This is a genomic window from Taibaiella soli, assembly GCF_003236175.1.
Taxonomy (GTDB): Bacteria; Bacteroidota; Bacteroidia; order Chitinophagales; family Chitinophagaceae; genus QKTW01.
The window spans coordinates 296,785-318,448 of the sequence record NZ_QKTW01000002.1 but is presented as its reverse complement, the minus strand read 5'-3'; the positions used below and the strand labels follow the sequence as shown (position 1 = coordinate 318,448).

The 21,664-nt window shown below is 44.2% G+C and carries 18 protein-coding genes; 12 read left to right on the top strand and 6 right to left on the bottom strand.

Going from position 1 to position 21,664, the window contains the following annotated elements; all coding sequences use genetic code 11:
- Nucleotides 1-150: 150 nt before the first annotated feature.
- On the top strand, nt 151-1,836 hold the full coding sequence (locus DN068_RS01480) for a glycosyltransferase family 39 protein (protein WP_110997100.1): 1,686 nt from the start codon (nt 151-153) through the stop codon (nt 1,834-1,836).
- Between the two features lie 183 nt (nt 1,837-2,019).
- Nucleotides 2,020-2,517 (top strand): general stress protein, encoded by a 498-nt coding sequence (locus tag DN068_RS01475; protein ID WP_110997099.1) that lies wholly within the window; start codon nt 2,020-2,022, stop codon nt 2,515-2,517.
- Between the two features lie 82 nt (nt 2,518-2,599).
- Here DN068_RS01475 and DN068_RS01470 read toward each other — a convergent pair whose 3' ends face one another.
- Nucleotides 2,600-3,016 (bottom strand): nucleoside-diphosphate kinase, encoded by a 417-nt coding sequence (locus tag DN068_RS01470; protein ID WP_110997098.1) that lies wholly within the window; start codon nt 3,014-3,016, stop codon nt 2,600-2,602.
- Between the two features lie 191 nt (nt 3,017-3,207).
- On the opposite strand from DN068_RS01470, the gene DN068_RS01465 reads away from it, so the two are divergent.
- The 9 genes from DN068_RS01465 (at nt 3,208) to DN068_RS01430 (ending at nt 13,552) form a co-directional block, all read left to right on the top strand.
- Nucleotides 3,208-3,903 (top strand): MotA/TolQ/ExbB proton channel family protein, encoded by a 696-nt coding sequence (locus DN068_RS01465; protein WP_110997097.1) that lies wholly within the window; start codon nt 3,208-3,210, stop codon nt 3,901-3,903.
- Nucleotides 3,904-4,082: 179 nt separating this feature from the next.
- Nucleotides 4,083-4,487 (top strand): ExbD/TolR family protein, encoded by a 405-nt coding sequence (locus DN068_RS01460; protein ID WP_110997096.1) that lies wholly within the window; start codon nt 4,083-4,085, stop codon nt 4,485-4,487.
- Nucleotides 4,488-4,650: 163 nt separating this feature from the next.
- Complete coding sequence (gene recG, locus DN068_RS01455) at nt 4,651-6,750, top strand: ATP-dependent DNA helicase RecG (protein WP_110997176.1); 2,100 nt, start codon at nt 4,651-4,653, stop codon at nt 6,748-6,750.
- A 174-nt stretch (nt 6,751-6,924) separates the two neighbouring features.
- A complete protein-coding gene (locus DN068_RS21920) occupies nt 6,925-7,104 on the top strand; it encodes a hypothetical protein (protein ID WP_123985194.1) in 180 nt (59 codons plus the stop codon).
- 292 nt (nt 7,105-7,396) lie between these two features.
- Nucleotides 7,397-8,032, top strand: coding sequence for a TetR family transcriptional regulator (locus DN068_RS01450; protein ID WP_110997095.1), 636 nt, complete (start codon nt 7,397-7,399; stop codon nt 8,030-8,032).
- Nucleotides 8,022-9,404 (top strand): TolC family protein, encoded by a 1,383-nt coding sequence (locus DN068_RS01445; RefSeq protein WP_110997094.1) that lies wholly within the window; start codon nt 8,022-8,024, stop codon nt 9,402-9,404. The genes DN068_RS01450 and DN068_RS01445 overlap by 11 nt, the downstream gene beginning before the upstream one ends.
- A gap of 45 nt (nt 9,405-9,449) precedes the next feature.
- Complete coding sequence (locus DN068_RS01440; RefSeq protein WP_243630028.1) at nt 9,450-10,595, top strand: HlyD family secretion protein; 1,146 nt, start codon at nt 9,450-9,452, stop codon at nt 10,593-10,595.
- Between the two features lie 162 nt (nt 10,596-10,757).
- Nucleotides 10,758-12,338 carry a DHA2 family efflux MFS transporter permease subunit gene (locus DN068_RS01435; protein ID WP_110997093.1) on the top strand — a complete coding sequence of 527 codons (1,581 nt, stop codon included), beginning with the start codon at nt 10,758-10,760 and terminating at the stop codon, nt 12,336-12,338.
- A 299-nt stretch (nt 12,339-12,637) separates the two neighbouring features.
- A complete protein-coding gene (locus DN068_RS01430) occupies nt 12,638-13,552 on the top strand; it encodes a bestrophin family protein (RefSeq protein ID WP_110997092.1) in 915 nt (304 codons plus the stop codon).
- A gap of 184 nt (nt 13,553-13,736) precedes the next feature.
- On the opposite strand, the gene DN068_RS01425 is transcribed toward DN068_RS01430, so the two are convergent.
- The 3 genes from DN068_RS01425 to DN068_RS01415 form a co-directional block, all read right to left on the bottom strand.
- Nucleotides 13,737-15,284 (bottom strand): T9SS type A sorting domain-containing protein, encoded by a 1,548-nt coding sequence (locus tag DN068_RS01425; RefSeq protein ID WP_110997091.1) that lies wholly within the window; start codon nt 15,282-15,284, stop codon nt 13,737-13,739.
- 197 nt (nt 15,285-15,481) lie between these two features.
- Nucleotides 15,482-16,243, bottom strand: a complete 762-nt coding sequence (locus DN068_RS01420; protein ID WP_165836249.1) for a DUF4476 domain-containing protein — start codon at nt 16,241-16,243, stop codon at nt 15,482-15,484.
- A gap of 304 nt (nt 16,244-16,547) precedes the next feature.
- A complete protein-coding gene (locus DN068_RS01415) occupies nt 16,548-17,288 on the bottom strand; it encodes a TrmH family RNA methyltransferase (RefSeq protein ID WP_110997089.1) in 741 nt (246 codons plus the stop codon).
- A 93-nt stretch (nt 17,289-17,381) separates the two neighbouring features.
- On the opposite strand from DN068_RS01415, the gene tamL reads away from it, so the two are divergent.
- Nucleotides 17,382-19,751 (top strand): translocation and assembly module lipoprotein TamL, encoded by a 2,370-nt coding sequence (gene tamL, locus DN068_RS01410; protein ID WP_165836247.1) that lies wholly within the window; start codon nt 17,382-17,384, stop codon nt 19,749-19,751.
- A 65-nt stretch (nt 19,752-19,816) separates the two neighbouring features.
- Here the strand turns inward: tamL and DN068_RS01405 are convergent, their stop codons facing one another.
- Complete coding sequence (locus DN068_RS01405) at nt 19,817-20,308, bottom strand: nuclear transport factor 2 family protein (RefSeq protein WP_110997087.1); 492 nt, start codon at nt 20,306-20,308, stop codon at nt 19,817-19,819.
- Between the two features lie 264 nt (nt 20,309-20,572).
- Entirely contained in the window at nt 20,573-21,661 is a 1,089-nt protein-coding gene (locus DN068_RS01400) for a mechanosensitive ion channel family protein (protein WP_110997086.1), read from the bottom strand.
- Nucleotides 21,662-21,664: the final 3 nt, after the last annotated feature.

Below are 21,664 nucleotides of genomic sequence, written 5' to 3'. Positions count from 1 at the left end.
GTTTCATACCGATGCACCCTATCCCAAGTTTTAGGGAGCATCTTTAAAACGAGCAGCACACTACAAACCAGCGTCCACCGAACGGCACAATCCCGGATTTCCAATTTCAAATAAATTGTATCTTTTTGCCCGAAAAATTGAGATAATACCGTGGCCAAACAAAGTAAAACTGTAAAAACACCCGAAGCAGCCATCCCGACATCAGAAAAAAAATTCACTATCTCCTACCCGGTTTTGTGGCTGGCACTGGCTGTAATATTATTATATGCCGGTGTGACCAACTTTGGATTTACGGAACTCGATGACTCCATCTTTATCCGCGATTTCCAGCAGTACAACGAAAATATTTCGAACCTCGCTACGTCGTTCCACCGCGGTGTTTTCGACGCAGCGAATGACACCTATTACCGCCCGCTGTTTCTTGATTCCATGCTGCTCAATTATCAGCTGAGCGAACAATCACCGATCGGCTATCATGTGGTCAACTTATTGTTTCACTTACTTTCTGTAACACTGCTGTATCAACTCTTCCGCCGTTTATCTATTAAACAGTGGCAGGCATTTGCGCTTACACTTTTGTTTGCGGTGCATCCTGTACTAGCACAAGCTGTAGCCTGGATCCCTGGACGAAACGACACAATGTTGGCCATTTTCCTGCTCTCCTTCTGGATCACCGCGCTTAACTACACCGAAACAGGAAAAATAAAATGGCTGGCGCTGAGCATTCTTGCTTTGCTTTTGGCATTCTTCACAAAAGAAACCGCTGTTTTTGGTGCACCCGTTGCGTTTGTATTATTAGTGATGTGGCAACGTAAAAACTGGCTCGATAAAAAATTATTGATTCAATACGGAAGCTGGATCACTGTATTTCTGATCTGGCTGGGTGTCCGTTCAGCCGCTACGCTGAAGTCTTCGCCGCTCGCGGTTTCACAGATCGCGCATGATTTCTTCGGCCGCCTGCCTTTGATTGTTCAATACATTGGTAAAATATTCCTGCCATTTAATCTCAGCGTTTTTCCGGTGATCGAAGACACTGTTTATTATTATGGTATTGCCGCAATTGTTTTACTGGCACTGATAATTTTCCTGACAAAAAATAAAGATGCCCGTAAAATCGCTGCAGGTCTTACGGTATTTGCATTGATGTTACTGCCAGTACTCATTGTTCCCAAAAGCCTCAATGAACAAACGTTTGAACATCGCCTTTATCTGCCCGTCATTGGCATACTGATGATTATTCCGCAGACGATTCTGATGAAAAATAATTGGAACGAAAAGAAAGTCTTTTATGGATTCCTGGCCGTAGCCGTCGTTTTCTGTGCACTAAACTATCGCCAGCAGCAGTTCTTCTCCGATCCGCTTACTTTCTGGAAAGAAGCCCAGCGCAGCTCCCCGCACTCTGCCTATGCAACAATGATGTACGGCGCACGTATGGAGGACCCGGCAGAAGGTGCAAAAATGTTCCGTAAAGCCTACACGCTTAATCCGAAGGAAAAATACCTCAACTACTATTATGGTGTCATGCTGCAGAAAGAAGATTCCGTATTGCAATCGGAACCGTATTTGCTCGCGGAAAAGAAAATTTCAAATTACTACGAATGTGATTTTTATCTGGCACGCGTAGCCATGGAAAAGAAAGATATGCCTGGTGCCATCAGTTATCTGGAGCACTATATCGTCCGCGATCCTAACAATCCGCAAGCTAACAACAACCTGCTTTTACTTTATCTGGATACACGTCAAAAAGCTAAAGCAGACGCGCAGGTGAAACACATGACCGAAATGGGCATGGCCGTGCCGGCGGAAATAACAACGAGAATCGGACAGATGAACTAAGAAGGAGTGAGTAGTGAGTTGTCAGTTGTGAGTGCTCATGTGATAAACATAAACAACCGTCCACTGTCAGCCAAATTCACGTTTCACCTACTCACAACTGACAACTCACCACTCACGGTTTTGAATTTTGACTTTTGAATTCCTTACGAGATTTAGTATATTGAGTGAGCAAATCCGCATAATATGAAATCAACTATTGGCGTATATGATACGCACGACAAAGCCATCGAAGCTGTACACGAACTTCAGAAAGCCGGGTATTCTCAAAAGCATATAACATTATTGGGTCAGGCGGAAATAAAGGATGAGCATATGCAAATCAAAACCGTAAATCCTGGCAAAGTAGCTGTTACCGAAGTAGGTATCGGCGCAGTTGTTGGTCCGGTGATCGGTGCACTTGCAGGTGCAGGCATTTTCGCAATTCCGGGTTTGGGATTTCTGTTTGGTGCAGGCGCGCTCGTTGGTGCTATTGCCGGTTTTGACTTTGGTATTATCGGTGGCGGTATTGTTTCGGCATTGACAATGCTCGGTCTCAAAAGTGACGCAGCATCTTTGTATGATCAACATCTTAAGGAAGGAAAATTCATTGTGATTGTACATGGCACCATGGATGAAATCACAAAAGCCAAGGAAATCCTTGAAGCACACGGTGGTCATATCGAACTCGATATTCACCTCTAAAACATAAAAACTCCGGAAAATAATAAAGCCCCGGAATACGGGGCTTTATTATTTTATCTGCGATAAGTCCTGTGACGGATCATTAGAATCGTTCCAGGCCGCTGAAGAAAAAATCACCTTCGATCTTAGCGTTTTCGTCACTGTCAGAACCGTGTACAGCGTTTTCGCCAATAGAAGTAGCGTATTTTTTACGGATAGTACCTTCTTCTGCCTGAGCAGGATTAGTAGCACCGATCAGCGTACGGAAATCAGCAACAGCGTTATCTTTTTCCAGGATAGCTGCTACGATTGGACCGCTGCTCATGAATTCAGTCAGTTCGCCGTAAAAAGGACGTTCTTTGTGAACTTCATAGAACTGACCAGCCTGAGCCAGGCTCAGCTGAGTGTATTTCATAGCAACGATGCGGAAACCAGCAGCGTTGATCATTTGCAGGATGTTGCCAATGTTACCGTTGCGAACCGCATCCGGTTTGATCATTGTAAAAGAACGATTAGACATATTGAAAAGTATATTTTTAAAATTGACGGCGCAAAAATAGCGTTTATTTTCGCTTTTCGACCTTTTGTTTTTTTATTATGTTGTGAAAAATATTACGCCACGTATCACGTTAATTGTTAAACGCTTTTAACGGTTTGACACAGGCGGCTTTTAACCAGTTTACTTACATTTGTCACTTGCAATACTAACTCATGTCTTTATTCCTAACATTAATGCTGCAGGCCGATACTGCGGTAAAGGCAGTTACCGATGCCGCGAAAGATTCACAGGAAAGTATTTCCCTTTTCTATCTTCTGAAGGAAGGTGGTGTTTTGATGATTCCGTTGTTTATCTGTTCTATCATCCTGGTATACGTATTTGCAGAACGCTGGATGGCAATTCGCAAGGCCTCTGAAATGGATCCGACTTTTATGTCTCGCATTCGCGAACAGATCACCGGTGGTAATATTCCTGCCGCAAAATCACTGGCCCGCAGCACCAGCGGACCTGTAGCGCGTATGATTGAAAAAGGTGTAAGCCGTATTGGTCGTCCGGTAGATCAGATTGAAAAGTCAATGGAAAGCACCGGCAAGCTCGAAGTTTATAAACTGGAGAAAAATCTGTCGATCCTCTCTACCCTCGCTGGTATTGCACCTATGTTCGGGTTTCTGGGAACGATTGCAGGTATGATCATTTTGTTTTTCAACATTCAACATCAGGGTTTTTCACTGGAGCACATTGCCGGCGGTATTTATACTAAAATGGTGACTTCCGCGGTAGGTCTGATTATTGGTTTGCTGTCATACGTTGCATACAATTACCTGAATGCTCAGATCAATAAGAATGTAAATAAAATGGAAGCGGCGTCTGTAGAGTTTTTGGATATTTTGCAGGAACCAGCTAAATAAGAACCTCCTCTAACTCCTCCAAAGGAGGAGAACGTCAAATACGAGCAGGTTGTGAGTCGTGCTTCGACTCCGCTCAGCATGACAAAGAAGGGACGGAATCAACTGAATTGACGTTTGACGTTTGACGTTTCACAAGATTGACCATTTGACCATTCACAATTGACCAAAAACCAACGCGTGTGAATCTTAGAAAAAATTTACGGGAAAACTCGGAGCCGCATACTTCAGCATTGAACGATATCTTGTTCATACTGCTTCTGTTTTTCCTGATCATATCTACATTGGCGAATCCTAATGTGATCAAACTCTCCGTTCCAAAAGCGCAGAGCGATACAAAAGCGAAACAAACAGTCATGGTTTCGATAGATTCTATGCAGCGTTTCTTTGTGGGTACCAAACCAGTTTTAGTGGACTCACTGCAACCGGCTATCAATGCAATTGTGGCAAAATCGCAGGATGCGGAACCGACCGTAGTCATCAATGCCGATAAAAAAGCCGAGGCAGAAAGTATTGTTAAGGTAATGGTTGCCGCTCGTGCCTTACATTTGCGTACGGTAATGGCGGTGGACGATAATCATCGTTAGCCTCCTCTGACTCCTCCGAAGGAAGAGAACGCTCAACGCGAAATGGGCCGTGCAATCAATGCTTCGACTACGCTCTGCATGACAAACGTGTGTAAGATTCACAATTGACGTTTGACTTTGACGTTTCACAAACATTGACCATTCACAATTGACAATTGAACTTTTGAATTCTAACAACATACTAGATACTCCCGTAGAATTCCTGAAAGGAGTGGGTCCTCAGCGAGGTGAATTATTAAAGAAAGAACTGGAAATAAGCACCTTTGAGGACCTGTTGTATCATTATCCCTATCGATATTTCGACCGGACGCAAGTAACCAAAATAGCGCAGATCGTACCTTCTTCCGAATTTGTGCAAATGATTGGCAAACTCGTCAATATTAATGAAGAAGGCGAAGGCAGAAAGAAAAGACTAGTCGCTACCCTGTTTGATGGCAGCGGTTCTATCGAACTGGTTTGGTTTCAGGGGGCGCAATGGGTGCGCAAAACCTTAATGGAACAAACCACCTACATTGTCTTCGGGCGTGTTTCCTATTTTAACGGAGTTCCTAACATTGCACATCCCGAGTTGGAGCTGCTGAATGCAGAAACCAATATAGCGGGCATGCAGCCGGTTTATCCAACCACTGAAAAATTACGTCAGAAAGGATTGAGCAATCGTTCATTTGCGAAGGTCACACAAAGTCTTTTTGAAAAAGTAAAACAACACGACATCCCGGAAATACTGCCGTCAAATATTCTCACACAATATCGTTTATGCAGTCGCTACCAGGCCATCCGCTGGATTCATTTTCCGGATACCGACGAACATATGCAGGCTGCCCGTTATCGTTTAAAATGGGAAGAACTTTTCGCATCGCAAATGATGATTGCGAGAATCCGCTTGCAACACACCATTCAGCAAGGCTGGAAATTTGAAAAAGTAGGCGAATATTTCAATGGCTTTTACAACAATCATCTGCCCTTTCAACTGACCAATGCACAAAAGCGCGTGTTGAAAGAAATACGCATCGATACTGCTACCGGCAAACAAATGAACCGGCTGGTACAAGGCGATGTGGGCAGCGGTAAAACAATCGTAGCTGTGATGGCTATGCTGCTAGCGATGGACAACGGCTTCCAGGCCTGTATGATGGCGCCGACCGAAATTCTGGCGCAGCAACATTTTCAAGGCATCAAATCTTTACTGGAACCGATGGGTATCGCAGTAGCGCTGCTCACCGGCAGCGTAAAAGGAAAAGAACGCAAAGAGATTCTGAAAGGACTCGCTGACGGTTCGATCCCGGTTGCAGTCGGAACACATGCTTTAATTGAAGACAAAGTGCAGTTTCATAATCTCGGTATGGCTGTGATTGATGAGCAACACCGTTTTGGCGTGGGTCAGCGCGCACGTCTGTGGGAGAAAAACGCACACCCGCCGCATATTCTTGTGATGACAGCAACGCCTATTCCACGTACACTGGCAATGACGATGTATGGCGATCTGGATGTTTCTGTAATCGATGAATTGCCGCCGGGCCGTCAGGAAATTAAGACCATTTACCGTACTGATATTTATCGTGCGAAGGTGATGGAATTTGTGCGCAGCGAAGTGGACAAAGGCCGTCAGGTTTATATCGTTTATCCGTTGATTGAAGAATCGGAGAAGATGGATTACGAAAGTCTCATCGCAGGTTATGATCAGGTAAAAATCTGGTTTCCCGAAGGAAAATATCGTATCGCAATGGTGCACGGCCGGCAGGATCCGGAAGAACGGCAGCGCAATATGGCGCGCTTCATTGGCGGTGATGCAAATGTACTTGTTGCAACAACAGTAATTGAAGTGGGCGTAAATGTGCCCAATGCTTCTGTGATGGTGATTGAAAGCGCAGAACGTTTTGGCCTCTCGCAGTTGCACCAGCTGCGCGGACGCGTAGGTCGCGGTTCGGAGCAATCATACTGTATTTTACTTGCCGGTAATAAACTTTCAGAAGACAGCAAACAGCGTATGTCTATTATGGAAGCTACCGCAAACGGTTTTGTCATTGCTGAAAAAGACCTGGAGATGCGTGGTCCGGGAGATATATATGGTACCCGCCAAAGTGGTGTCATAAAATTTAAGCTGGCCGATATTGTACAGGATTCGACGATTCTGGAGCAAACCCGCGTTGCAGCACAACAGCTGATTGCTGAAGATCCGGGACTTACGCTGCCGCAACATCAACTACTGAAATATACCTTGCTGAAACAGGCACATCAATCCGAGTGGAGTAAGATCTCTTAGCCTTTGGCGGTAGTAAGTATCAAGTAGAACGCTGTTATCCCACAAATGCGAAACTAGCCAAAGCCTAGTCATATATAGACACTAATCTCGCTTTGCAATAATTTACGAGCTCCTATAAACACATTAACTTTTTAACCTTTTAACTATTTACCTTTGTCGCAGAATTATCACGCTATGAAAAACAAAACATTTACCAATCGTATTTTGATGGCCTCAGGCCTTTTATTATTAGTATTGCCTTTGCTGCTCAGAACGCATTTGTCCGTCACTGACGCTCAACGGGGCTTTATTGTAGGTATTGGCATTGGTTTAGAAGTTCTGGCGCTATTGAGAATGCAACGCAGCAGATTGTAATTCAGCGTCTAACGCAAGGTATCTGACTATTTCATCTACGCCGGGCAATTGCTCCTTTTTCGAAAAATTTTCCATTTTATTTTTTCCCACCATATCGCAATAAGGAAAATAATATCTATCAGTCATAAGTGAAGGTTATCATCAAGTGTAAACTACTGTACCTAAATGATTAACACCACAAACATAGATGAATCGAATTAATACATAAGAAGAATTGATCCGTTCCCTTAATCAAACGTTTGTTTAAATTTAAACGAGTGTTTAACTTTGCGGAGTGAATTGAGGATAGACTATGGAATATTCAGAAAAACAACTACAAATAATAGAGGCTGCTGAACGGCTTTTTGCCACTAACGGCTACGAAGGCACTTCGGTTCGCGATATAGCCCAGGAAGCAGGAGTAAACCTTGCGATGATCTCCTACTACTTCGGCTCAAAAGAGAAATTAATGGAAGCCCTGTTTGACTGCAGAGGCGGCTATATAAAGTTTACAATGGAGAACGTGATTAAAAACGATGAGCTTTCTCCGCTGCAAAAAATAAACGTGCTGATCGACGCGTACATCGAGAAGATCTTTACCCAACAATATTTTCACCGCATCATGGCTCGCGAGCAAATGTCGCGCCACTTTGGCGAGAGCGTCATTTCGGTCATGATCACCCAGGCTAAAAAGAAGAATCAGGAATTAATCGGTCAGCTGATACAGGAAGGTCAGAAAAAAGGAATTTTCAAAAAACGTATTGACATTCCGCTGATGCTGATGACTATGTTCGGAACCGCCAACCAGTTGATTACGACGCAGCATTACTACCGCGACATCAACAACATGCAAGATGTTCCTGATGATGAATTTCAGAAACATATCAAAAAGAAATTGAGCCACCATTTAAAAACTTTATTTAAAGCAATACTGACATATGAGGCATAGTAGAATAATAAAAGGATTAAGCACGTTTGCGCTGGGCATGATGGTGTTTGCTGCAGAAGCGCAGGACACCAGAGTGATTACGCTCAACGAGGCTGTCGACATGAGCTTAAACAACAGTAAACAACTGAAACTAAGCTCGGCTAAAATTGAGGAAGCTACTGCCGCTTTGCGTGAACAACGCAACCGCCGCCTTCCCGACCTTGGCGCTTCTGGTGCGTTTTACCGATTAAACAATCCACAGCTCGATCTTAAATACAAATCTAATAGTGGCGGCAGCGGTGGCGGAACCGGTGGCAGCGAGTCTTCGTCTATGCCAACAGTAAACCAGATCACTTATGGTATGATCAACCTTTCGATTCCTTTGTTTAATGGTCTTCAGATTTCTTCAGGCGTTCAGTCTGCAAAATATCTGGAACTGGCAGCAAAGCTGGACGCAGATAAAGACAAGGAAGAAATTATCCAAAACACGATTGCTGCGTACAGTAATCTGTACAAAGCAAAAGAATCAGTGGATCTGGTAAAAGAGGATCTTCGTCAGGCAGATCAACGCGTGAACGATTTCTCTAACCTGGAGAAAAACGGTCTGATGGCGCGCAATGACCTGTTAAAGGCACAGTTGCAGGCATCTAACGTTCAGTTGTCTTTGCTCGATGCAGAAAACAACTACAAGATCACCAACATCAATATGAATCTGATGCTCGGTCTGCCGGAAACTACCGAACTGATTGCAGACTCCGCGAGCCTCCGTTCGGACATGCAAGACAAAGGCATCACAGAATGGGAAAATACAGCGTTCGCAAATCGTAAAGATGCACAGGCGCTCAACTATCGTGCACAGGCTGCAACAGCGTCTATCAAAGCGCAGAAAGGTGCTTACTTTCCGAGCATTGCACTCGGTGGTGGTTATGTAGCGGCTGATATCCAAAACTTCCTCTCTGTTTCTTCAGCAATGAATGGTGGTGTAACGCTGAGCTATTCGGCTTCTTCTATCTGGAAAAACGGCGCTAAAGTAGCACAGGCAAAATCACGCCTCAACCAGGTAGAGATCAACCAGAGCATGCTCGCCGACAATATCCGCATTCAGATCAACCAGGCTTACCAGAATTATCTACTGAGTCTGAAAAAGATCGATGTGTATTCTAAAGCAGTAGAACAGGCAAACGAAAACTACAAGATCGTTAAGAACAAACACGAAAACAGTCTTGCCACTACAACAGATCTGTTGGATGCGGACGTAGCACAGCTGCAGTCTAAACTGAACTTTGCTTACGCAAAAGCAGACGCAGTTGTGGCTTATAAAAAATTGCTGCAAACCGCGGGTATCCTGGATTTTCAATCAACCACGCAACAACAGCAGACAGAAGCTAAATAATTTTTAACAACAAAACGTTCATTCATCCGATAAAATATTTATTGTATGGAAACCCAAGCAAGTAATAAAACAACTACAAATAATCATACTCCATCTATGGCAGGGATAGAAACAGCAGAACCGAAAAAACGCAGCAAAGGATTTGTAATCGTATTGGCTGCGCTCGTAATAGTGGGCGGCGGATTTGGTATCACTAAATACCTTCACGCACAGCACCATGAAGAAACTGATGATGCGCAGATCGATGCGAACATCAGCCCGGTAATACCACGTGTAGCCGGTTATATTTCAGAAGTACGTGTAAAAGACAACCAGTATGTAAAGAAAGGCGACACACTAATCGTTCTGGACAACAGAGATTATCAGATTAAAGTAGACCAGGCTGACGCCGCTGTAGCTGCTGCAAACAGCAACCTGAGCGTAGCACAGGCTACAACCAGCGCTGCTAAAGTAGGAATCTACTCGGCACAGGCAAACGTCACTACAGCTGAAGCTCAGATTGAAGCAGCTAAAGTAAACGTATGGCGCGCTAATCAGGACTATACGCGTTATGCTAACCTGATTAAAGATCACTCGATCACACAACAACAATATGATGAAGCGCTGGCTGCAAAACAAAGAGCAGAACGTCAGCTTCAGGTATTGGTAGAACAAAAAAACGCAGCGTCCCGCCAGGCTAATGCTGTAGTATCTCAAAGTAATGCTACCGGCGAACAAATCAGCGTTGCGAATGCAGGCATCAAACAACGTCTGGCTGAACTGGAAACAGCTAAGCTGAATCTGTCTTACACTGTGATCATTGCACCAGCTGATGGTAAAATCTCAAAAGTGGGTGTACAACCGGGTCAGTTTATGCAAGCTGGTCAGACAATGTTTAGCATTGTACTGAACGATGCGGTATGGGTTGTAGCAAACTTTAAAGAAACACAGCTCAACAAAATGAAAATCGGTCAGAAAGTAACTGTAAGCATTGATGCACTGGGCGGTCATGAATTTGAAGCAACACTTACTTCTTTCGCTCCTGCAACTGGCGCTCGTTTTGCGCTGCTGCCTCCGGATAACGCAAGCGGTAACTTCGTAAAAGTAGTACAACGCGTACCGGTTAAGATTGAATTCGTGAATACTTCTGATCCACGCATCAAAGACCTTCGTCCGGGTATGAACGCGGATGTGGATGTTCACCTCGACTAAGATTGAGTGTTATTCTGTGGTTGTGTTCGTCTGCCTCTGAGTTAAAACAAATGGACGCAATCACAGAAAAACAAAAAGCTCAATAGAAAAATATACGATGAATGGTGCCAACGCCGCAACAGCTTAATCTGGAGCCAGACGCTGACACCCAAACAATAATTTATGCAACAAGAATCTTTGGTTGAATATGGCGGACGGAGGGTGATCATTACGATCACGGCTATCTTCTGTGCGCTTTTGGAAATCGTTGATACCACGATTGTAAACGTGGCGCTCAACGATATGAAAGGCAACCTGGGAGCTACATTGAACGAAGTGGGCTGGGTAATTACGGCCTACGCCATCGGTAACGTAATTGTGGTACCAATGACCAGCTGGCTGTCACAGCAGTTTGGTCGACGCAACTACTTTGCTGCCTCTATCATGCTTTTTACCGTCTGTTCGTTCCTTTGTGGTAACGCGCATGGTATCTGGGAGCTGGTATTTTTCCGCCTGATACAAGGTATGGGCGGCGGTGCGCTTCTTGTAACTTCTCAGACAATCATTACCGAAAGTTATCCGCAGGAAAAACGTGGTATGGCGCAGGCCATCTACGGTCTCGGGGTAATCGTAGGCCCAACACTCGGCCCGCCATTAGGTGGTTATATCGTAGATAATTTCTCATGGCCGTTTATCTTCTACATTAATATTCCGATTGGTGTAATCGCTACCCTGCTGACGCTTCAGTTTGTACGCAGTCCTAAATATGGTGTCAAAAAAGCAATCAATGAGGTTGACTGGCTGGGCATTGGTTTGCTGGCGGCAGCTGTGGGTTCGCTACAATATGTACTGGAACGCGGACAGGAAGACGACTGGTTTGACAGCACGGCAATTGTGGTCTTAACTGTAGTAGCCGTACTTGGTTTCTTCTTCTTTATCTGGCGCGAGCTTACTTACAAGAATCCAATTGTAGAACTAAGGGTATTGAAGAATAATAACCTGCGAGTCGGTACGATCTTATCGTTCATTCTCGGTTTCGGTTTGTACGGTTCTACGTTTATCATTCCGTTATACACACAATCAACGCTGGGCTGGACGGCGACACAGGCAGGGATGCTTATGATTCCGGCCTCGCTGATGACGGCGTTTATGATGCCGATCATCGGGCAACTGCTACAGCGAGGCGTACCACAACAATACCTGGTAGCTATCGGTATGGCGATATTCTTCGTCTACAGCTACTGGGGCTTTAAAATCATTACGCCAGACACAGGTAAAGATGCCTTCTTCTGGATGCTGATGGTACGTGGTGTCGGTCTTGGTCTACTCTTCATTCCGATTACAACGCTTTCGCTCTCTACACTGAAAGGTCAGCAGATTGGTCAGGGTGCGTCGTTTACCGGTATGATGCGTCAGCTCGGTGGTTCGTTTGGTGTGGCGATGATCACAACATTTATCGCCCGCAAAACAGTATCACACCGCTCTGATCTGGTAAGCAACCTGTCGGTAAATAACCCGGATGTGCAGAACCGCGTTCACGCAATGCAGAATAGTTTTATTGCCAAAGGTATGTCACCGGATGTTGCGCTAAAAAGCGCTTACCAAATGCTGGATTACAGTGTAGGCAAACAGGCAGTGGTACAGTCTTACATGGATGTGTTCCTGTATCTTGGTGTGCTGTTCCTGGTTTGTATTCCGTTTGTACTGATGGTGAAACAGAATAAGAAAGGTGGTAAAGTGGATTTGTCGGAAGCGATGCACTAGTTCCAATTGACAATGGACAGTTGACAATTGACAGTTACTCACATTTTGTCATACTGAGCGGAGTCGAAGTGTATACATCTCATACTTTTGACTTTTGACTTTTTAATACGTTTTGTTTTTTTGATTGATAGAAAAGGATGGCCGGCTGTTCAGCCGGCCTCTTCTTTTTTGATGGCTGATGGCTCATTTTCTGATCGCTGATTTTTGTGTGATTTCAGTTTGGGAACTCATCAATCATAACTCATAACTATTTTTGGCATGTTTTTTGCTAATTTTAAAAAAGCAAAAACCTTCCACGAATGCTGCTCAGACAAGGACTTACAACGTACCGTTTTTTTAAGATTACCTGGAAGCTCGATTTGCTGATGATCGGTTTATGTACCGCTGCGTATTTTACCGACACTTATCTACTTCCGAAAATGGTGGTTCCCGCAACATTACCAACGTTGATCGGAACGGCCATTGCATTTTTCATTGCGTTTAATAATAATCAGGCTTACAGTCGCTGGTGGGAAGCCCGCACTATCTGGGGTGCGCTGGTGAATGATTCACGCTCCTGGGCAAGAAATATACTGACCTACTGCAATACGGACACTTCTTTTGATGATACCGAGCTGAAAAAGCTGCAACGAAAAATGGTATTTCGCCATATTGGCTTTCTATATGCGCTGAAAGCTGCATTGCGTAAAATACCGAGTGATGAATTTGCAAAATATCTGACAGATGAAGATGCAAAGAAAGTAACGGGCTACGCAAATATCCCCAGCGCTATTCTGGACCTGCAAGCTGCCGACCTGCAATTGCTTTCAGAGAAAGGTGTTGTGGACGGATTTCGTTTTATGCAGATGAACGGGATGATCACTAATTTCTGCGACAGCATGGGCAAATCGGAACGAATCAATAACACGGTGTTCCCAACTACTTATGTTTATTTTACGCGGCTATTTATATGGATTCTGGTAATTCTGGTAACGATGGCGATTTCCGAACACATCGGCTGGCCGTCTATCTTCTTCGGATGGATCATCGGGTTTGTATTTCACACAACGCACATCAACGGCATGAGTATCATGAATCCGTTTGAGCTGCAACCTGCCGGCATTTCGCTAAACAGTATTACACGTACAATTGAAATCAATCTGCTGCAAATGCTGGGTGACGGTGCTATCCCTGAACCTGTAAAAGCGGAAAGAAACGGGGAATACATTTTATAAAGTCAAAAGTTAAAAGTCAAAATCTCAAAGTAGTTCACACAGGATCACAAAACAATCGGCCAAAGCAAACGATGACGAGACTTGGAGAAGAGTGAATCTGAGTTCGCGTTTATACTTCGCATTATTTTACTATCAAAAAGCCCGCTCCTTATCAGATGCGGGCTTTCTTATTCAGCTAAAACGTTTATTGCTTCACAATCTTATGCACCTCTTTTCCTGAGCCATTTGTGATCTGCAATAAATAAAGTCCGTTGGATAATGATGATGTATTTATAGTGTTTACACCCGTTTTTAAATTGCCTGTTGCTACCATTCTTCCGATTATGTCCATCAATTCGAAACAATAGCCGGATGAAGTCTGCACATTGCTAAGATCTACGAAAAACTGATTGTTTGCGGGGTTCGGGTAAATTTTCACATGCGAAATAATACCTGTAATGGGTGAAATGACAGATATTGCGGACTCAACAAGATTGTAGCGAAGCATTACTGCATTCTTAAGACCGAAATCTTCACTATAATTTGTGCCGGTCAAAACGATCTTACCATCCGGTTGACGAAGCATGGATGCGATTAAAAGACTTTGTGGCACATATGTTTTGATAACGCCGTTCTGCCCGACCGCACTGTCGATGTCTCCGTTTGCTTTCAGACGAACCAGATTTACATTTTGATACAGATAGTGAGGCAAAAAACCACTATTGCATGCCGCAATCATTTTCCCATCGGGCTGAATCAATATATCTGCGCCCGACTCTTCAGAACTAGCGTCTGTAACAATTGACGGTGTATGAAAACTATTATCAGACGATCCGTCACTATTAAACCTCAATACAGAAACGGTCATATGACTTGCGCCTGTAACGGTCGCTGTACCTATCGCCACAATTCTACCGGATGAATCTAATGCCAGCTTCTGAGCCCAAAGCGAATAACCGTTAAAAACGCTGAGCTGGCCATTAACACCAAAAGCGCTATCTACACTGCCGTTGGACAAAAATCTTTCTATTGCTAAACCATAGTGATTATTCTGGTCAGTAATATAACCACCTAGTAATATTTTGCCATCGGGCTGCAACAGGGCGCTTTCCCCATTTACATAAATGGGGAAAGCCCATCCGTTATTACCAAAACTGCTGTCGATGCCACCATCGATATTATAACGCACCAGCGTGTAACTAGCCTCGTCTCCACCAATCGCAATTATTTTTCCGTCTTGCTGAATAAGGATGTGGCGTACCTCAGAAATTGCCGCAACGTTCGTTGTAACTAACCCATTTATGCCGAACGAAGAATCTCGCATGCCCGAAGTGTTGTATCTGCAAAGCAGCCACTTTTTTAAAGGCTGATTTACATCTATGAATGCTCCCCCGGCAATAATTTTCTGATCGGCCTGAATGGCGACCGTATTATAATAATCTCCGGCACTTGTATTAATGTCTTCAACTATACCGTAAGCGCCAAACGAAGAATCTAATAACCCAGCAGTTGTATACCCTCTGATGAATGCATGCTTATGCGGATTTACAATAGTAGAATCAACCCGATAGCCGGTCATTATCAACCTTCCGTTGGTATCACGGACCATATCAGTACTGTTTACGTGAAAATGCGCCATGTGGGTAAATATCATTCCGTTTTGGCCAAAGCTGCTGTCTAATACGGAAGATTGCGCAAAGCCAAACTGCGCCGCCAATAAAATGGCAAGTGTACAAACGATTCTGTACTTCATAAATAAGGTTTTAGAGTTAATTGGGTGCGCTAAATTTCAAAAGTGTTCTTTGCGGGTTCGGTGACTCGCACAATTAAAAAAGTGTGTGCGTATTTTATTTATTACAGTTGTAAAATATAAATTCTATTACAACTGTAAAATAGCAAAAAAGGGCAAATGCGATTGCACCTGCCCTTTCAATTATTGTATCAAGCCCGTTACTTCTGGCTCTTCATAAAATTATCAAAATCATTACGGGTATTGTCGAAACTGAAAACGGAGGACAATTCTCCGTAATTAGCTTTATCGACCACATGTGGATAACACCATTTGGCAAAGGCGACGCGCGTATCATCAAAACTGAACCAACCCATCATTTCTTTGACCTGATCAGTTGAATAAGTATGCTCGCCCAATGCGGTTTGCATTGTTGTCAGTTTCTTGGAGTCTGTTTCCTGCTCGCCGGCTGCTTTCTTCACGTTGGCAAAATCCATAGACGAAAGATCGTAATGCGGAACAGGCGCACGATTGACATTTTCCGCGGGCGCTGCGCTGCTGGTTACCGCTGAGCGATCACCTTCGGTAAAGGTATTATGAGATGGCTGTGCAGGCGGCGGATTATAATTCTGTGCGGTTAACGGGCTTTCGCTGAGACTGAGCGTCTGCTTTGAAGGGTCAACGACTGCATAGGCCATTGTACCTGCTTTGATCTTGATCTTTCCCGAAAAAACTAATTCTGCGTTTCCTCCCTGCTTGCTTTTATATGGCGTGTATGCGTAAACTTTTACATAGTGTTTGCCGGGCGGCAAATCACCAATGGTGAGTGAAACTCCATGTTTATTGTAACGTCGGTCGTCAAGTGTAACGACTAAAGGAGATCCGTCGTTGAGCACAACTTTCAGCGCACTGTGGTCCGACTGTGCCCATATTTCGGGCAGTGCAGACAGTGAAAAAAGCGCTGTAAAAAGGATGCGTTTCATATACTTGTAATTCTTAGCCTTTGACTTGGTATTTCGTAAAAGGTAAAATAAATATGGCTTTCCGACCGCAAAATGACGGGATTTTAGACTTTTGTTAACGCACGGGCTTCCACGGATAAATGATAAACGCGAGTGGATTTCCCGCAAAGATGCACAAGAAGCCAAGACGCTAAGTCTTAACACTCCTATTTCGTGGGATGTATCCTTCGTCAACATGACAAACGCGGGTAACGCAGATAAAAACGTCGTGCCGCAGCGAGATACCCCCCTCCAACTTTGAGCTTTTGACTTTTGACTTTTTAATTTACCTCGGCAACAACAACGCGCACAATATACCTGCAGATACGCCGGCATTCAGCGATTCTGCTCCGCCCTTTCTTGGAATTGTCACTTTATGACTTGCTTTGGCAATTAATTGTGGATGTATACCTTTTGATTCATTGCCGATCAAAAGAATGCCATTTTCATTACGCGGCATATCATATACATCTGTTCCTTCGAGAATGGCGGCAAAAACGGGCATTTTTGTCTGGCTCAGATACCCGTCCAGATCAGTCTTATGAATATTTACCCGCAAGTGTCCACCCATACCAGACTGTACTACTTTGGGGTTAAAAGCCTCTACACAATCGTGCGAACAAACAATGTCGGTAATGCCAAACCAGTCGGCGATACGGATAATTGTACCCATATTTCCCGGGTCCTGGATAGTATCTAATGCAATACACCAACCACTTTGCGGCAATTTTGCTTTTTCTTTTGGCGTTTCTACCACCAGCAAAACCTTATTAGGCGTTTGCAACAACGATATTGATTCCAGATCAGAAGACTTCGCGATCAGCAGTTCTGCGTCAGGATGACGGCGGATCAGCGCCTGATTGGCGTCTATCCAGGGCTCTTCTGCAACAATCATTTTTATGACCGCATTACTTTGCAACCACTCTTCCGCCAGCTTTTCGCCTTCGGCCAGGTACACATTATGTTCTTTGCGGTATTTTTGCTGTCCCAAAGAACGAATATATTTGACTTGCGATTTGGATAACATCAGAACAAAACTATACTAATTGCCGATAACCGATTCATGAATTGTAGCAGAACGTCACGTATATTTTTTCGACAGACTTTGTATTTGTTGCTGATGGCAGTGTTGTTCAGCGCCTGTGACAGCACCAAACACATTGGCGAAGGGCAATATCTGCTGCGTAAAAACACACTGAAAGTCAAGTCGGATGTGCCGGTAACTAAACGCGGCGAATTTAATGACCAGCTCAATTCTCTGGTGGTTCAAAAGCCAAACAGCTATTCATTTGGCGTGTTTCCATTCAAATTATGGCTTTACAACAGCCGTTACGATAAATATCAGCGCGATACGGCCAATTACCAGATCAAATCAAAAACAGTAGAAAAACCGGTCGTTTACGATAGTGTACTGCAGCGCCGTACAGAACAAAACCTGAAAAGCTTTCTGTTTAACCAGGGTTTCTTTTACGCGAAAGTGCGCGACACAGTGGTGAAGAAGAATAAAAAGGCCTACGTCACTTATAATATTGAAACCGGCACGAACTACCTGATCAATGCGATTAAATACGATGTAGACGATTCGGTCATCCGGAGGGATATAGAAAAAATGGGTGATGAAACCTATCTGAAAAAAGGAACCGATTTCTCAATGGGGCTGCTGGATGAAGAAATGAGCCGTATTACAAACAATCTGCAGGATCTCGGCTACTATAAATTTTCACAGTCCAATATCTCGTTTGTATTGGACACAATGAATAAAAACTATTTCAGGAATGCAGAAAATCCGTTTGAAACAGCGATCAATTTTCTGGCATTGCAAAAACAGCAAAAACGTCCGACGCTGGATGTAAAAATTGTCGTGCGTGCAGATGATGATTCCTCGGCCTATTTTAAATATGTCATCAGTAACGTGATGGTGTACCCGGACAATCTGAGCTCTGACGATTTCAGGGATTCGACTTTGGAGGAATCGGAGTACAACGGAATCAAGTTTCGCTATCACCGTCACTATGTACATGACGAGGTAGTGGCCCGGCATATTTATCTCAATAAAGGAGAAGTTTATTCGCAGAGCAATTACAGCCAGACTATCACGAAGCTCAATGAACTCGGTGTTTTCCAAACAGTAAGGATTTACCGTAGAGATGACACCGCGGTACACGACCAGCACGCACTTCGCGTTGTGATTGTAATGACGCCGTCCAAAAAACATGATTTCACGACGAATTTCGAGGTATCCAATGGGTCTACCTATTCACTGGGTGGGGCGCTGATCGTGTCTTTCCGGGATCATAACCTGGCTCACGGAGCCAACCTGCTTTCCACGAGTATAAATGGCGGTATTGAAAGTGCCTACTACCCAAGCCGTGGAGATAATATCTTCGAACATTTTTATTTGCTGTCAAAGAATGTTGGTTTTAATACCAGCCTCGACATGCCAAAATTCCTTGTGCCGTTCCGCCCGACACGAAACGACAATGCGAATCTGCCTCGTACGATCTTTGGTGCAGGCTTTAACCTGCTGGACCGTGTCGATTATTTTACACTAACCAATACAGCTGCCAGCCTTTCATACGCGTGGCGGGAAACGCCAACCAAAACCTGGAATATTTCTCCGGCGTTTATCAATATACAGCGGCTACCGCGCGTTGCTGATTCGTTCCAGAAACGAATGGATGAAAACGACTTCTTGCGCAACAGTTATAAGGAAAACTTTATTGAGGGTGAGAATGTTTCTTTTACGTTCACCAATCCGAATACACGTGCCGCGAAATTCGGCTATTCGTACGTAAATCTGGGCCTTGAAGAAGCGGGTACGGTTTTAAGTGCGGTGCATGGCCTGGGACAGGCGCTCAATAATTTATACAGCATTAATCAGTATGCGCAATACGTAAAATTTGATTTTGACCTTCGTCGTTTTATCAATGTTCGCAAATCGGTTGCTGCAGTGCGTTTTTATGGCGGTATCGGTTTACCGTATGATAAATCGAGCACACTGCCGTATATCAAACAGTACTTTGTGGGCGGCGCGTACAGTATCCGTGGCTGGCGCGTGCGCAGTCTTGGTCCGGGCGCGACACCACCCGATTCTACGACCAACTATATTGACCGTACGGGTGATATAAAACTGGAGATGAACGCGGAATACCGCTTCCCGATTGTGCAGCTGTTTTCCGGCGCTATGAAGTTGAACGGCGCATTCTTTGCGGACGCAGGTAACATCTGGCTGGCGCAAAAATCAAGTGAATATCCAAATGGCAATCTGGAATGGAAAACCTTTGGTCATGATATTGCGATGAGTACCGGAGCCGGCGCCCGTGTAGATATCGGCGGCTTCTTTGTGATCCGTTTTGATCTCGCTTTCCCGCTCAAGAAACCATATGTTGCCGAAAACGGCGGCTGGGTGATAAAACAAATTTCCCCGTATGACAGCGACTGGCGTGATCAGAATCTGATTCTGAATATCGCGATCGGCTATCCGTTTTAAGCCACCACGGACTCATCCGGAAGCGGCCGTTTATACCTAACTTTTGTCATCGCACCGCAAACCGACTAGTGTAAACTCACTACTCTTGTGATTAGCCAGACACTGTTTTCATGTTTCCACATAATCATAAAACGGCCCGGTTTGGAGGGTGCATCCGGCTCCTGATTATTGTGAAATTTATGCAGTCCTACCTCTACTGCACCGTAATCTTTGATAGGATATACTTCAATGCTGCCGGCGACTAATTCACGGGTTACTTTGCCACAGATATTTCTTTTTGTCGCTTCAACAATATCCTGTTTGGAGGTCATCAAGCCACCCTGATCGTGATAAAATTCTATGTTTTCCGAATAGAAACTGGCGTACTTGTCCAGATTGGTGCCGCAGGTATTGTAGGCGTCGAAGAAGATGCTATCCTGCTGTACGATGGTATCGTAGAGTTGTTTGTCAGCCGGCTTGTAATTTCTGGTATAGTCATAAGCCTGCTTTTTTGAAGAGCTACAGCTGGCGGCTATAACCATTAGCAATACGGTGATGGCGGTAGAGAAACGTTTCATGATGTGTAAAGATAATTAGTGCCGGGCGTTGAAAGGATGATCTGACAGAAGCTGATCTCAGAAATTTCCCAAAAAACTGGGATAAAAACGGGCTTTACGGTGCAATATATTCGCGGCTCAATTCTACAACAAATGGCTCGCTGCTCTCAAATCCAGCGGGCTGTTTTCTTTTAGACCAGCTGGCATTTCTTCAAACGAGCGCTACACATTCCCATGATATTTATTACATTCCCACATTACCCATTTAACCAACCAACCAATTAACTAACCACTCGACGTATCAACTTTTTCCATTACCACCCTCGTCTTGGGCAATGCATCGGGATAGTTCTTTTGAACAAATGAGATCAGCCCTTCGCGAACATAGAATTGAAGTTCGGCGGCGTTTCCCGAATTATCTGCGCTGATCAGTGCGCGGAGTTGAATGGCATGTTCACGCGCATCAGAAACGACCAACGTGTTTACTTTTTTATTCCAGGTCTGATTGGCGTTTAGTAATCTGGTAAGTTCATCGCGAACCGCGGTTACCGGCACGGTATAATCCATAAAGATGAACACTGTGGTCAATAATTCAGATCCTGTCCTTGTCCAGTTTTCAAAAGGTTTTTCAAGAAAATAAGTAATAGGCAGAATGAGTCTCCGACTATCCCAGATACGCAGTACAACATAACTCAATGTTATTTCTTCCACGTTGCCATACTGCCCTTCAACAATTAAAACATCGTCGATACGGATAGGTTGTGTGAATGCAATATGTAATCCTGCAAAGAGATTCCCCAAAGAACGCTGCGCTGCAAAACCAACAATAATACCGCCAATACCAACCCCGGTAAGCAGACCGGCACCGATTTTTTTCACCCCATCAAAACTCAACAACACAAACGCAATGGTTATAAAAATAATGGCGCCTGAAACGATTCGTTGTATAACGAGCAATTGGGTTCTGACTTTCCGCTCACGGATATTATCTTTTTTAGAAAGATCATAACGATTGAATAAATAAGTTCCGCCGACATTAACGATATTAATCAACACCCACGCAAATGTAACCGTGAGTGCAATGTCCAGGGTTTTATCGAGGCTAGTCATCCATTTCGGTGACAGAACCATTTCCGGTAAAGAGATTTTAATAAATAGCAACGGCAGCCAAATCGTCACAGGACGGGCCAGATACGTGATCATCGACCTGAAGAACGAGTATGCTGCTGTTTTCTTTGCTCTTCTTTTTGCCAGCCATGACAACAAATAACGCAACAGTATGCCTGCTATCAGGGGCACAACAAAAAGCGCCAGATTCTGTACCAGCACGGGATACCGCCCCTCCTTAAATATTTCCTCGTATAGCTTAAACATTTT

What these genes read in the sequence shown, in the direction of transcription:
- DN068_RS01475 (WP_110997099.1), top strand. Translation starts at nt 2,020, where the DNA reads ATGAAATCAACTATTGGCGTATATGATACGCACGACAAAGCCATCGAA.
- DN068_RS01470 (WP_110997098.1), bottom strand. Translation starts at nt 3,016, where the DNA reads ATGTCTAATCGTTCTTTTACAATGATCAAACCGGATGCGGTTCGCAAC.
- DN068_RS01465 (WP_110997097.1), top strand. Translation starts at nt 3,208, where the DNA reads ATGTCTTTATTCCTAACATTAATGCTGCAGGCCGATACTGCGGTAAAG.
- DN068_RS21920 (WP_123985194.1), top strand. Translation starts at nt 6,925, where the DNA reads ATGAAAAACAAAACATTTACCAATCGTATTTTGATGGCCTCAGGCCTT.
- DN068_RS01450 (WP_110997095.1), top strand. Translation starts at nt 7,397, where the DNA reads ATGGAATATTCAGAAAAACAACTACAAATAATAGAGGCTGCTGAACGG.
- DN068_RS01445 (WP_110997094.1), top strand. Translation starts at nt 8,022, where the DNA reads ATGAGGCATAGTAGAATAATAAAAGGATTAAGCACGTTTGCGCTGGGC.
- DN068_RS01440 (WP_243630028.1), top strand. Translation starts at nt 9,450, where the DNA reads ATGGAAACCCAAGCAAGTAATAAAACAACTACAAATAATCATACTCCA.
- DN068_RS01435 (WP_110997093.1), top strand. Translation starts at nt 10,758, where the DNA reads ATGCAACAAGAATCTTTGGTTGAATATGGCGGACGGAGGGTGATCATT.
- DN068_RS01430 (WP_110997092.1), top strand. Translation starts at nt 12,638, where the DNA reads ATGCTGCTCAGACAAGGACTTACAACGTACCGTTTTTTTAAGATTACC.
- DN068_RS01425 (WP_110997091.1), bottom strand. Translation starts at nt 15,284, where the DNA reads ATGAAGTACAGAATCGTTTGTACACTTGCCATTTTATTGGCGGCGCAG.
- DN068_RS01420 (WP_165836249.1), bottom strand. Translation starts at nt 16,243, where the DNA reads ATGAAACGCATCCTTTTTACAGCGCTTTTTTCACTGTCTGCACTGCCC.
- DN068_RS01415 (WP_110997089.1), bottom strand. Translation starts at nt 17,288, where the DNA reads ATGTTATCCAAATCGCAAGTCAAATATATTCGTTCTTTGGGACAGCAA.
- tamL (WP_165836247.1), top strand. Translation starts at nt 17,382, where the DNA reads ATGGCAGTGTTGTTCAGCGCCTGTGACAGCACCAAACACATTGGCGAA.
- DN068_RS01405 (WP_110997087.1), bottom strand. Translation starts at nt 20,308, where the DNA reads ATGAAACGTTTCTCTACCGCCATCACCGTATTGCTAATGGTTATAGCC.
- DN068_RS01400 (WP_110997086.1), bottom strand. Translation starts at nt 21,661, where the DNA reads ATGTTTAAGCTATACGAGGAAATATTTAAGGAGGGGCGGTATCCCGTG.